The following is a 12,833-nucleotide window of genomic DNA, read 5'->3' as shown; positions in this document are numbered from 1 at the left end:
AGTCAGCCCTTCACTCCGGTCAGTGTGACTCCCTCGACGAACGCCTTCTGGGCGAAGAAGAAGATGAGGATCACAGGGGCCATGACCAGGACGGTCGCGGCCATGGTCAGATTCCAGTCGGTGTGGTGCGCGCCCTTGAAGGACTCCAGTCCGTAACTCAGCGTGTAGGCCGCCGGGTTCTCGGAGGTGTAGATCTGGGGTCCGAAGTAGTCGTTCCAGCAGTAGAAGAACTGGAACAGGGCCACGGCGGCGATGCCGGGCTTAGCCATCGGGAGCACGACCTTGAGCAGGGTGCGCAGTTCGCCGCAGCCGTCGATCCTGGCGGCCTCGATGTACTCGTTCGGGATCGTCAGCAGGAACTGGCGGAGCAGGAAGATCGCGAAGGCGTCGCCGAACGCCATCGGGATGATCAGCGGCCAGAGCGTGCCGGAGAGGTCCAGCTGCTTGGCCCAGAACAGGTACATCGGGATGATGATCACCTGCGGCGGCAGCATCATCATCGAGATGACGAGCAGCAGCGACAGATGCCGGCCGCGGAAGCGGAACTTGGCGAGCGCGTACGCCACCGGGACCGAGGACACCACGACGAGCACGGTGCCGAGGCCGGCGTACAGCAGTGAGTTCTTCCACCAGTCCAGGAAGCCCGGGGTCTCGAAGACCCGGACGTAGTTGTCCCAGTGCCAGGTGTTCGGCGTGAGGTCGCGGGTGAGTGCCTGCTGGTCGCTCATCACGGACGTCAGGAAGACGAAGACGAACGGCAGCACGAAGAACAGGGCCGCGGCTATCCCGAGGGAGTGCACGGCGATCCAGTGCAGGAGCGCCTTGCGGCGGGCCGTCTTCTCGGCGGCTCCGGCGGACGCCCGGCGGACGGGCCGGTCGAGGGTGGATGTGGAGGTCATGGATCAGTCACCCGAGCCGATCAGGCCGCCCCGCCGGCGCATGAGCAGCGCCGTGCAGGCCATGGAGAGGGCGAACAGGACGAGGGCCACGACGCTGGCCGCGCCGTAGTCGAAGCGGCCGAAGCCGAGGTCGTAGACCAGCTGCGGCAGCGTGAGCGTCGAGTCGTCGGGGTAGCCCGGCTCGAAGGTCTGGCCGGAGCCGCCCATCACGCCCGAGGCGACCTTCGCCGCCACGATCGGCTGGGTGTAGTACTGCATCGCGCCGATGATCCCGGTGACCACCGCGAAGAGGATGATCGGCGAGATGTTCGGCAGGGTGACGTAGCGGAAGCGCTGCCAGGCCGAGGCCCCGTCCAGCTCCGCCGCCTCGTACTGCTCCTTCGGTACGTCGAGCAGCGCGGCCATGAAGATGACCATGAGGTCCCCGACGCCCCACACGGCGAGCACGGTCAGGGCCGGCTTGGCCCACGCGGTGTCGTTGAACCAGGAGGGCGCGGGGATCCCGACGGCCTCCAGGAGCGAGTTGACCGGCCCCGTGCCCGGGTTGAGCAGGAACACGAAGGCCAGCGTCGCGGCCACCGGCGGGGCCAGGTACGGCAGGTAGAAGAGGGTGCGGAAGACTCCCGCGCCGGTCTTGATCCTGGTGACGAGCAGGCCGATGCCGAGGCCGAACGCGACCCGGCAGGCGACCATGACGACCGCGAGCCAGAGGGTGTTCTGCATCGCCGGCCAGAACTTCGGCAGGTCGGAGAAGACGTAGTCCCAGTTCCCCAGGCCCCGCCAGGTCGGCGGGTTGAGCCCGTCGTACTTCATGAAGGAGAAGTAGACGGTCGAGACGAGCGGGTACGCGAAGAAGACGCTGAAGCCGATCAGCCAGGGCGACATGAACGCCGCGGTGCGAAGCGCGTTGCGCACGCGCTTCGACCGCAGCGCCGCCTGACGCCCGGCGAGGGTGTCGGACATGAGATACCGGTCCCGGGGCTTACTTCGCCTGGGCGATGTCGCGGTCGATCTGGGCGGCCGTGTCCGCGAGACCCTTCTTCAGGTCCGGGACCTGGCCCTTCTCGTACTTCTGGGCGAAGTCCTGGAAGGTGTCCTGGTACGTGGAGCCGTTCAGCGCGCCGTCGGAGGTGGTGGACTGCGGGTGCTGGGCGATGTCCAGGAAGGTCTTGAAGCGCGCGTCGAACTTCAGGTCCGGCGACTTCAGCGCCTCCAGGGTGGAGGGGACGTTGCCGATGTCGTTGGCGAAGTTCACCACGGCCTCGGTGTCCATCGTCATGTACTTGACGAGTTCCCAGGCCGCGTTCTGCTTCTTGCTCTGCGGCGCGATGCCGATGATCGTGCCGGAGAGGTAGCCCTTGCCGTACTCGGCGACCTCGTCGTCGGCGACGGGCAGCGGCGCGACACCGACGTCGAACTTCACGCCGGCGTCCTTGATGAAGTTGAGCCGCCACTCGCCGTCCAGCTGCATGGCGACCTGGCCGGTGTGGAAGGGGTGCTTGGCGCCCCACTCGTCACCGAAGGTGGTGCGGTACTTGTCCAGCTTCGCGAACCCGCCCAGGCCGTCCACCAGCGACTTCTGGTAGGTCAGCATCTCGGCGAAGCCGGGGTCCTTGCCGAGGAGCGACCTGCCGCTCTCGTCGAAGTACTTGTGGTCCCACTGCGACATGTAGTGGCTGGGGACGGTCTCGTAGCCGAGGTAGTTCGGCATGAACCCGAGCTGCTCGTAGCTGTCGCCCTCGGCCTTGGTGAGCTTCTTGGCGACCTCGGCGAACTGGGTCCAGGTCTTCGGCGGGGCCTCGGGGTCGAGACCGGCCTTCCGGAAGGCGTCCTTGTTGTAGTAGAGGCCGTAGGCGTCGGAGAGCAGCGGCAGGGAGCAGCGCTTGCCCTCGAACCGGGTGTAGTTCTGGAGGACCTTCGAGAAGGTCTTGTCGAGGTCGACCTTGTCCTTCTCCAGGAAGGGCTTCAGGTCCGCGAGGGCGCCGGTGTGGCAGAACTTGCCGACGTTGGACGTGGTGAAGGAGGCGGCCACGTCCGGCCCGTTGGAACCGCCCGCGCGCAGGGCCTGGCCGAGCTTGGCGTCGTTGATGTCGCCGACGACCTTCACCTTGATGTTCGGGTGGGCCTTCATGAAGCGGTCGATGTTGCTCTGGATCGCCTTGACCTCGGCGGGCGCCGACCAGCCGTGCCAGAAGGTGATGGTGGTCTCGGCCTTGGGGTCGTCGGCGGCCGCGTTGTTCGCGGAGCCCGTACAGGCCGAGGCGAAGAGGGCTATCGAGGCGGTGGCGGCGAGCGCTGCGGCTGCTCTGCGCGGACGTACGGGCATGACGGTGTCTCCCTGTGGCGGAGGGCTTACGGGGGAAGGGGAACGCGTGGGGCGGTGAGACGGTCGGTGGGTCAGCGCGAGGTGTCGAAGACCTCGGCGCGCGTGGTGGCGAGGGCGCTTTCGAGGGCGCCGCGCAGCACGGGGCGCCGGGGGACGGCGGCGAGGACGAGCCGTGGCCGGGAGGCGGCGAGGTCGGCGAGCTCGGACTGCACGCGCGCGCGGAGGGGTTCGCCTCCGGCGACGAGGACGTCACCGGAGAGCACGATGAGTTCGGGGTCGAGGACGGCGACGATCGAGGCGAGTCCGATGGCGACGCGCTCGGCGTAGCGGTCGAGCAGCTCCGCGTACCGGGGGTCCTCGCCGTGCGCCTCCGCGGCGTGGGCGAGCAGTCCGCTCGCGACCGCCACGTACGGCTGCTCGGGGGTGTCGATCCCGATGGCGCGGGCGATCCGCGGCACCGCCTGGACGCCGGCGAGCTCCTGGAAGCCGCCGGAGTTGGCCTTGGTGACCTGCCGTACGAGCGGGGTGCCGGGCACGGGCAGGAAGCCGACCTCACCGGCGCCGCCGGTGAAGCCGCGGTGCAGCCGCCCGCCGAGGACGAGGGCGGCGCCGAGGCCCTCCTCGTTCCACAGCAGGGCGAAGTCCGCGTGACCGCGGGCCGCGCCGACGCGCTGCTCGGCGACGGCGACGAGGTTGACGTCGTTCTCGTACTCGAACGGCATCGGCAGGACGGCGGCCAGCTCCTCCAGGAGGGTGGGGGAGTGCCAGCCGGGCAGGTGGGAGGCGTACCGCAGCCGTCCGGTGGCCGGGTCGAAGGCGCCGGGGGTGCCGATGACCAGGCGCCGGACGTCCTCGCGGGTGATCCCGGCCGCCTTGACGGCCCCGTCGAGGGCGTCGGTGACCTGGCGGACGACGCCGGAGGCGGCGCGGCCGGGGGTGCGGAGCTCGTACTCGCCGACGATCTCGCCCGTGATGTCGGCGACGGCGGCGTGGATGCGGAACGGGTTGACGTCGAGTCCGGCGGCGTACGCGGCCCGCGCGTTCACCGCGTAGAGCTGGGCGTTCGGTCCGGGGCGGCCCGCGGTGGTGCCGGTGGCGACGACGAGACCGGCCGCTTCCAGGCGGGCGAGCAGCTGGGAGGCGGTCGGCTTGGACAGGCCGGTGAGCTTGCCGATGCGGGTCCGCGAGAGGGGGCCGTGCTCCAGGAGCAGGTCCAGGGCGGCGCGGTCGTTCATGGCGCGCAGCACGCGCGGCGTGCCGGGGGTTCCCGGAGTCGTACCGGCCATGAGGTCGCACCCGCCCTTCGGTTACTGGTCGGGCCATTCTGCTGCCTCGCGGCGGCCCGTCTCCCCGACTTCACTGTTAGGAAAGTTTCCTATTCGGTGGGAGGAAAATAAGGCGGCCGTCACGGGGCCGTCAATACCCGGGCACGCGAGACGCCCCCGAAGGCAACCAAAGCGTTACCTGCGGGGGCGTCGTCCACGCGCGTGCGTACTTCCGGGCGGCTACTTGTTCAGGTCGGCCTTCGGCAGGGGGGTCGCCGCCGCCGACTGGGGCGAGGTCGCCGAGGCGAAGGCCGACGGCGCCGCCATGCCCGCGGTCGGATCCGCGGCCGACTCCTCGGCCTGCGCCGGAAGCCCGCCCACGATCCGGATGCCGGCCCGGTCCAGGCCCTGCTTGATCCGCCAGCGCAGCTCGCGCTCCACGCCGAGCGCCTTCCCCGGCATCGTCTTCGCCGAGACCCGGACGGTCATCGAGTCGAGCAGCACCTCGCTCAGACCGAGCACCTCCACCGGACCCCAGAGGCGCTCGTTCCACGGCTCCTCCTTGGCCATGGCCTCCGCCGCCTCGACGATCACGGACCTGACCTTCTCCAGGTCCTCCGTCGGCCGGACGGTCACGTCCACGCCCGCCGTCGCCCAGCCCTGGCTGAGGTTCCCTATCCGCTTGATCTCGCCGTTGCGCACGTACCAGATCTCACCGTCCACGCCGCGCAGCTTGGTCACCCGCAGACCGACCTCCACGACCTCGCCGGAGGCCACGCCCGCGTCGACCGAGTCACCCACGCCGTACTGGTCCTCCAGGATCATGAAGACGCCCGAGAGGAAGTCCGTCACCAGGTTCCGCGCGCCGAAACCGATCGCCACACCGGCCACACCGGCCGAGGCGAGCAGCGGCGCCAGGTCGATCTTGAAGGCGCCCAGGATCATCAGCCCGGCCGTGCCCAGGATCAGGAACGACGCCACCGAACGCAGGACCGAGCCGATCGCCTCCGAGCGCTGCCGCCGGCGCTCGGTGTTGACGAGGAGACCACCCAGGGCCGTCCCCTCCACCGCCTGCGCCGAACGGTTCATCCGCTCGATCAGCTTGGTCAGGGCCCGCCGGACGGCCATCCGCAGCAGCAGCGCGACGATCAGGATCAGCAGGATGCGCAGGCCCGTGTTCAGCCAGGTGGACCAGTTCTCCTCCACCCAGCTCGCCGCGTTCGTCGCCTTCTCCGCCGCCTCGTCGAGGGTCACCGGAATGGGCTCGGGTTCGGTGGCTGCCGCTGGGACGGACCAAAGCACGGGGGGACCTCCAGGCATCGCGTACGCAGAGCATCCACAGTAACGGGGCGTCGGACATGGTCCCGTAGCCCTGTTCGAGGGAGAGACGGACCTCACCCGGGCAAAGAGAAGGAGACATGCCGATGTGGTCGAGAACACGCCGGGCCCGTCACCCCGATCCCGGTACGTGGTGGCGTTCCGACCAGGCATGAGGAGAGACTGAGAGCAGTTCGTCCCGGCGCGAGCCACGCGCCGCCGGCGTCATAGGAGGCATCCGTGCCGCATGTCCTGGTCCTCAACGCGTCGTACGAGCCGCTCGGCGTCGTACCGCTCCGCCGCGCACTCGTCCTCGTCCTGGAGAACAAGGCTCTCTGCCTCGAGGAATCCGGCGCCTTCCTGCACAGCGAGACCCAAGTCGTCCCCGCGCCCAGCGTGGTGCGACTGAAGCGCTTCGTGCGGGTCCCCTACCGGGGGCCCGTTCCCTTGACCCGCAGAGCCCTCTTCGCACGTGACGGGGGGCGCTGCATGTACTGCGGGGGCGTCGCGACCAGCGTCGACCACGTCATCCCCCGCAGCCGCGGGGGCACGCACGCCTGGGAGAACGTGGTGGCGGCCTGCCGCCGCTGCAACCACGTCAAGGCCGACCGGCACCTGCGCGAGATCGGCTGGCGGCTGCGCCACCAACCGGCCCCGCCGACCGGCCTGGCCTGGCGGATCATCGGGACCGGACACCGGGACCCCCGCTGGCTGCCGTACCTCCAGCCGTACGGCGCCGAGGATGTGATGGCCCGGATCGACTCCGTCGCCGACGCCCCCGCGAGGGCGCTGACGACGGGTTGAGCCGGGCCTTTCGCGTACGTACGGGGCATCACGCGCGTACGTACGCGGGGGCGGGTCCGGCACGGGAGCGGCATGCCCCTCAGGGGGCGGGCCGCTCCTCCGGCGTGCCCTCCCGCGTTCCCTCCGGCGCCTTGTCCGGCGCCGCGCCCTCGGCCCCCGTCGGCGGGTCCGTCGGCTTCCCGACGGGCCGGCCGGGCTGCCCCGGCTGCTTCTGCCCGGCCACCGCATAGGTCTCCACCGACCAGAGCGAGTAGCCGTACTGGGTGGCCCGCGCGTCGCCCTGCACCCGCAGGAAGCGCGTGTCCGACGCGTCCATCCGCACCGACTCCCGGCCGCCCCGGCCCTCCGCGACCGTGGCCGCCGTACGCCACACCCGCCCGTCGGCCGAGACCTGGACCCGGTAGCGGGAGGCGTACGCGTCCTGCCAGTGCAGCACCACCTGCCCTATCCGGGCCGGCTCCGGCAGCTCGAGCTGCCACCAGGCGCCGTCCTCCGCCGGAGAGGACCAGCGGGTGGCCGGATCGCCGTCCACCGCGAGGGCGGCCGGGAAGTCCGGCGTCTCGTCGCCCGAGGAGGAGGCCGTCGCCGTCCGCGCCAGATCGGGGCCCGCCGTACGGGGGAAGGCCCGCACCGTCAGCACCCGCTCCTCGCCCGCGAACGACACCGGCACCCGGTACGTGCCCGCGTGCGCGTCCGGCGCCACCGACACCTCGAGCGGCACCGTCGACCGGGCACCGCGCTCCACCACCGCCTGTTCCGGCAGCGTGACGGTGATCCCCTTCGGGGCCCTCGCCGTCAGCGGCCCCCGCACCTCGCCCGCGCGCAGGCCCGACAGCTCCACGTCCACCCGCTGGGCCGGGCCGCCGATCTCCGCGTCCGTCTCCGTCCGGGCCAGGCCGAGGGCCGCGCGCGGCCCGTCCGCGAACCACGGCACCAGCGAGCGCACCGCGGGCGCCGGCCCGTCGCCGCTCCACACCACCCGCAGCGCCTCCGCCCGCAGCCCCTTGAGCTCGGCCTGCGTCCAGCCGGACGCCGACAGGGGGCCGAGCGGCCGCCAGCCCTCGCCCTCGACGTACGCCTCCACGCGCGCGTCGCGCGGGTCCCCGGCACCCGGATCCGTCATCACCGTCAGGGCCTCCACGGGCCGCGCTCGGTCGAGCCGCACGGTGTACGAGTCGGTGGCGCGGTCGGTACGGGCCTTCGGCGTCCGGTCGGCGCCGGTCCAGGCCTTCGCCCGGTCCACCGCGCGCGTGAGGAACGGATCGAGCACCCCCGCGCCGACCGTCACCCGGCCCGCCGCGAGGTTCTTCCGCAGCTCCTCCAGGCTCAACTGCGCCCGCCAGGCCGCCGCCCCGTCGCCGGAGTCCTGCGCGACCAGCATGTCGACGGCCGTCTCGCCCGCCCGGCCGTACCGGGAGAGCTGTTCGAGCCAGGGGCCGGTCTCGTCGTCGAGGGTGCCGCCGGCCGTGCCCGAGAGCCGCCCGGGCGCCTCGCGCATCACGGTGAACGCGGCCCGCAGCTCCCGCGCGGCCTTCTCCCGCCCCGGGCTCGCCCCGGTCCCCGCGCTCGTGCGCGAGGCCCAGAAGGCCGCCAGGAGGGGCTTCAGGTACGCCGATTCGGCCGCCGGGTCGAGCACCGACGAGGCGCCGTTCCCCGCGAGTGCCCGCAGTGCCTCGCGGGCGGCTGGCTCCGGGCCCGCGAGGTCGTCGACGGCCGCCCGCCAGGACTCCTCGGGCCGGTAGCCGCGCGGATTCCAGGCGTAGTCGGCGGTGGTGAAGAGCGGGACGCGGGAGGCCGCGGGCTGTTCCATCGCGAGCGCGAGGAAGGCCGCGGAACCGGCGGCCACGGCCGGCTCACGGCCCGTCGCGGGGCCGAGGAACAGCCGGTCCTGCGCGTAGTCGTTGACCGGGTAGTTGTCCATGGTGACCAGCGGATGGCGCAGGGCCTCCCGCGTCCGCGCCAGCTCTCCGCCGGTGATCGCACGCGGCACGACACCGACACCGGTCCACGCCACCCGCACGCCGGAGTCGAGCGTCTCGCCGAGCCGGGTGCGGTAGGCGGTCGCGCCGTCCTGGTAGTACTCCGTCGGCATCACCGTCAGCGGCTCGGAGTCCGGATACCGCTCGGCGAGGTGCCGGGCGACCGTGTTCGCCACGCGCGCGTGGGCCGCCGCCGCGGCCTCGGGACCCCGCCCGAAGGCGTCGGCGTCCCGGTCGCAGTGCCACTCGTCGTACGAGGCGTCCTGGAACTGGAGCTGGAAGGAGCGCACCCCGAGCGCCCACATCGCGTCGAGCTTCCGCGTCAGCGCCGCCATGTCACCGCCCGAGGACAGGCACATGGACTGGGCGGGCGCCACGGCCCAGCCGAGCGTCACGTGGTTGGCGCGGGCCCGTTCCGCGAGCGCGCGGAACTCGGCCTGCTGCGCGGCCGGGTAGGGGTCGCGCCACTGCGCGCCCCGGTACGGGTCGTCGCCGGGCGCGTACAGATAGAGGTTCTGCTTGGTCCGGCCCAGGAAGTCGATCTGGGCGAGCCGCTGTTCCGCCGTCCACGGCGTCCCGTAGAAGCCCTCGGTGATCCCGCGCTCGGCCGTGCCCGGCCAGTCGCGCACGACGACCCCCGGGATCTCCCGGCCGCCGCCGAGGAGCTGACGCAGCGTCTGCACGGCGTGGAACGCTCCGTCGCCGCCCACCCCGTCCAGGACGACCGTGTCCCGGCCCCCGAGGCGGCCCGTGGCGAGCCGGTAGCCGCCGCGCGGCAGATCGAGCCGGTCGGGCACCCGCAGGGCGCTCAGGGCGTCCTCGGCGGCCTCGCCGGAGGGTCCCGCCACCCGGAAGAGCGGCCCCCGGCCCGGGAGCCCGGTGTGGACGGTCCGCACCCCGGCGGCCCGCAGCAGCTCGCGCAGGGCGGCGAGGGCGTACGGATCGGCGTCGGCGTCCGCGAGCAGCGTCACCTCGTCCCCGAGGGGTACGGCGGGCCCGGCAGCGGTCAGGGACTGCGGGCGCGGCCAGACGGCGGGCACGCGCGCGGAGGCGTTGTCCGCGGATCCGGCGGAGGGGGCCGAGGGCGAGGAGGCCGAGGTCTCGGAGGCCGTGGCCGAGGGGGCCGAGGTCGAGGAGGCCGTGGGGGAGGAGGCCGTGGGAGCGACCGGGTCCGCCGGAGAGTCCGGCGCTCCCGGGGCGAACGGTGCTGCCGGGGCGAACGGCGTCGTCGGGGTGAACGGCGCGGCCTTCGGGCGCTCGTTCGGAGCCGCCCCCGGGACCGCCTGCGCCGAACCCGGCACCGCGCCGCCGAGAAGGCCGCCGATGACGGCGGCGGCGACGGCCGTCGCGGTGCGCCTGCTGCGCCCGAGGTGACCGAGGTGCACGGGGTTCTCCCTTCGGCCGGGGCCGCCGGCCGCTCGCCGGTTCGGTAACGAGTGGGTCACGAGCCCACCACCCGTCGCACTGAGGTGTCAATGCACATGGCCGATGTGTCGGCTTTGCCCGGCGAGCCGTCGGCGAGGTGACGTCACTTCGCCACTTTCCGCCGGTAAAACGAGGTGCGGTGGGTAGGCCTCTGTCGTTACCCAGGTCCCACCAGTCGAGACGAATCGGGAGACCCCCGTGACCACGACCGCCCCGCACCTCGGACGGATACGGATTCCGCAGCAGCCGGCCAGGACGGACGAACCGCTGACCAGCGAACCGCCGCTCCCCGACGCCGCGCCCCTCACCAGCGAGCCGCCGCTGACCGTGGCGGCCCCCCTCACCAGCGAGCCCACCGCCCCAGGAAGTGCGGGCACGGAGTCCCCCGGAGTGTGAAGTGACCCTGGCCCGTCTCGCCGCCCGTCACGGCGTCGCTACCGCCTACAGCCCCTCCGCGGGGGTCACCGTGCCCGTGCCGGACGCCACCGTGGTGGCCGTCCTCGGCGCCCTCGGCGTGGACGCGGCGACGCCGGAAGCGGTCGCCGCCGCCCTCGACGCGGCCGAACGGGCCGACCGGGAGCGCCTGTTGCCCCCGACCCTGGTCCGGTGGCGCGGCGCGGAGCCCGCCCACCCGCCGGCGGACCTGCCGTCCGGCACCCTGCTCCGGGTCACGACCGAGGACGGCGCCGTCGTCACCGGCGAGGACTGGGAGCGCCTTCCGCTCGGCGTCCACGCGGCCGAGGCGCAGGCCCCCGACGGGCGCACCGCCACCGCCACCCTGATCGTCGCCCCCGCGCGCGTGCCCGCCCCCGAGCGGCGCGCGTACGGGCTGCTCGTCCAGCTCTACTCGCTGCTCTCCACCCGCTCCTGGGGCATGGGCGACCTCGGCGACCTGCGCGAACTCGCCACCTGGGCCGGGCGCACGCACGGCGCCGGCTTCGTCCAGGTCAACCCGCTCCACGCGGGCGTGCCCGGAGCGCCGAGCGACCCCTCCCCGTACCGCCCCTCCTCGCGCCGCTTCCCCGACCCGGTCCATCTGCGGATCGAGGAGATCCCCGAGTACGCCCTGGTCGGCCCCGAGCACCGCGAGGAGCTCGACCTGATCCTCGCCGAGGCCGCCGACCTGCGTGAACGGGTCCTAGGCAAGGGCGCGGTGATCGACCGGGACGCCGTGTGGGAGGTCAAGCGGCGCGCGCTCGAAATCGTCGTCGGCGGCGTGGAACCCGGCCCCGGCAGGCGCGCCGACTTCCACGACTTCCTCGCCGCCCGCGGCCGCGCCCTGGAGGACCACGCCACCTACCAGGCACTCGCCGAGCGGCACGGCCACCACTGGCGGGCCTGGCCCGAGGAACTGCGTTCCCCGCGCGCGGCGGAGGCCGTCGTCCGCGACGACCCGGCCCTCGCCGCCCGCGTCGACTTCCACTGCAGGCTCGCCTGGCTGACGGACCGGCAGCTCGCCGACGCCGCCGCGGCCGCCCGCGCGGCCGGGATGGAGGTCGGGATCGTCCACGACCTGGCGGTCGGCGTCCACCCGGAGGGCTCCGACGCCTGGGCCCAGCAGGACGCCTTCGCGGCCGGCATGTCGGTCGGCGCCCCGCCCGACGCCTTCAACTCCCGCGGCCAGGACTGGGGCCTGCCGCCCTGGCGTCCCGACGCCCTGGCCGCCGCCGGCTACGCCCCGTACCGCGGTCTCCTGCGCGAACTCCTGCGCCACGCGGGCGCGCTGCGCATCGACCACGTGATGGGCCTGTTCCGGCTCTGGTGGGTGCCGGAGGGCCATGAGCCCACCGAGGGCACCTACGTCCGGTACGACGCCGGGGCGATGCTCGCGGTCCTCGTCCTGGAGGCCCACCGCGCCGGCGCCCTCGTCATCGGCGAGGACCTCGGGACGGTCGAGTCCGGCGTACGGGAGGAGCTGGCCGCCCGCGGGGTGTTCGGCACCTCCGTGCTCTGGTTCGAGCGGGACTGGGCGGCCTCCGGCCGTCCGCTGGCCCCGGCCGACTGGCGTGCGGAGTGCGTGGCCACCGCCACGACCCACGACCTGCCCCCGACCGCCGCCCGGCTCTCCGGCGACCACGTCACCCTGCGGCACCGCCTCGGCCTGCTCCCCGGAGACCTGGCGCGCGAGCGGGCGGCGGACGCGGCCGAGACCGCCGAGTGGCTCGGCCTGTTCCAGCGGCTCGGGCTGCTCCCGGAGGGCCCGGGAGCCGAGGAGGCCGAGATCAGGGCCGTCCACCGGTTCCTGCTCGACACGCCCGCCCGGATGGTGGGCGTCTGGCTGCCGGACGCGGTGGGCGACCGCAGACCGCAGAACCTGCCCGGCACCTGGGACGAGTACCCCAACTGGCGGCTGCCGCTCGCGGACGCGGACGGGCAGCCGATGACCCTGGAGCGCCTCGCCGCCTCGCCCCGGGCGCACGCCCTGCTGCGTGAACTCCACGCGCGCACGGCGCTCCCGGAGACACGAACCACCCCGTCCGACGCCCGTACGGCACCCCCGGGCGCGCGGTCCGATTAGGTGTTCGCTACGTTTGCACCGTGGACAAGAAGAACGCACTGCGCGCCGGCTCGCTCGCGGCCGGTACGACGCTGATGATGCTGCTCATGTCGTCCCCCGCGCTCGCGCTCACTCGCGACGACGGCGACGACCCGGCCCCCAAGCTGTCGGTCATCGAGACCCTCGGCCTGTTCGTGGCCGCACCGCTGGTGCTGTTCCTGGTGATCGCCGGTCTCGTGATGCTGCTCGACAAGTCCAAGAAGGCCTGACCGCCTCCTCCTCCGCTCCGCCGAGGGCGCCGCACGGTACGACGTACCGTGC

The 12,833-nt window shown here is 73.0% G+C and carries 10 protein-coding genes; 4 read left to right on the top strand and 6 right to left on the bottom strand.

Annotated elements, in window-relative coordinates:
- Positions 1-2: 2 nt before the first annotated feature.
- The 5 genes from ACFQ79_RS16975 to ACFQ79_RS16955 form a co-directional block, all read right to left on the bottom strand.
- A complete protein-coding gene (locus ACFQ79_RS16975; protein ID WP_383583966.1) occupies positions 3-899 on the bottom strand; it encodes a carbohydrate ABC transporter permease in 897 nt (298 codons plus the stop codon).
- Between the two features lie 3 nt (positions 900-902).
- Positions 903-1,862, bottom strand: a complete 960-nt coding sequence (locus ACFQ79_RS16970) for a carbohydrate ABC transporter permease (protein WP_383583964.1) — start codon at positions 1,860-1,862, stop codon at positions 903-905.
- 19 nt (positions 1,863-1,881) lie between these two features.
- Positions 1,882-3,225 (bottom strand): ABC transporter substrate-binding protein, encoded by a 1,344-nt coding sequence (locus ACFQ79_RS16965; RefSeq protein WP_383583962.1) that lies wholly within the window; start codon positions 3,223-3,225, stop codon positions 1,882-1,884.
- Positions 3,226-3,296: 71 nt separating this feature from the next.
- Positions 3,297-4,511 carry an ROK family protein gene (locus ACFQ79_RS16960; RefSeq protein ID WP_383583960.1) on the bottom strand — a complete coding sequence of 405 codons (1,215 nt, stop codon included), beginning with the start codon at positions 4,509-4,511 and terminating at the stop codon, positions 3,297-3,299.
- 219 nt (positions 4,512-4,730) lie between these two features.
- Entirely contained in the window at positions 4,731-5,810 is a 1,080-nt protein-coding gene (locus tag ACFQ79_RS16955) for a mechanosensitive ion channel family protein (protein ID WP_383583958.1), read from the bottom strand.
- A 237-nt stretch (positions 5,811-6,047) separates the two neighbouring features.
- On the opposite strand from ACFQ79_RS16955, the gene ACFQ79_RS16950 reads away from it, so the two are divergent.
- Complete coding sequence (locus ACFQ79_RS16950) at positions 6,048-6,611, top strand: HNH endonuclease (protein WP_383583956.1); 564 nt, start codon at positions 6,048-6,050, stop codon at positions 6,609-6,611.
- Between the two features lie 79 nt (positions 6,612-6,690).
- Here ACFQ79_RS16950 and ACFQ79_RS16945 read toward each other — a convergent pair whose 3' ends face one another.
- Positions 6,691-9,975, bottom strand: a complete 3,285-nt coding sequence (locus ACFQ79_RS16945; RefSeq protein WP_383583954.1) for a beta-N-acetylglucosaminidase domain-containing protein — start codon at positions 9,973-9,975, stop codon at positions 6,691-6,693.
- Between the two features lie 238 nt (positions 9,976-10,213).
- Here ACFQ79_RS16945 and ACFQ79_RS16940 point away from each other — a divergent pair, with 238 nt between their 5' ends.
- The 3 genes from ACFQ79_RS16940 to ACFQ79_RS16930 are packed head-to-tail and all read left to right on the top strand — an operon-like array spanning position 10,214 to position 12,781.
- Positions 10,214-10,411: a hypothetical protein gene (locus ACFQ79_RS16940; RefSeq protein WP_187624474.1), complete on the top strand. Its 198-nt coding sequence runs from the start codon at positions 10,214-10,216 to the stop codon at positions 10,409-10,411.
- Position 10,412: 1 nt separating this feature from the next.
- The gene (gene malQ, locus ACFQ79_RS16935; RefSeq protein ID WP_383583952.1) at positions 10,413-12,533 is read left to right on the top strand and encodes a 4-alpha-glucanotransferase; all 2,121 of its coding nucleotides are present in this window, start codon (positions 10,413-10,415) and stop codon (positions 12,531-12,533) included.
- Positions 12,534-12,553: 20 nt separating this feature from the next.
- Positions 12,554-12,781: a hypothetical protein gene (locus tag ACFQ79_RS16930; RefSeq protein WP_355966457.1), complete on the top strand. Its 228-nt coding sequence runs from the start codon at positions 12,554-12,556 to the stop codon at positions 12,779-12,781.
- The last annotated feature ends 52 nt before the right edge of the window (positions 12,782-12,833 follow it).

It is taken from the genome of Streptomyces sp. NPDC056480 (assembly GCF_042795405.1).
Classification (GTDB): Bacteria; Actinomycetota; Actinomycetes; order Streptomycetales; family Streptomycetaceae; genus Streptomyces.
The sequence above is the reverse complement of the archived record's forward strand: the minus strand, read 5'-3'. Positions and strand labels throughout refer to the sequence as shown.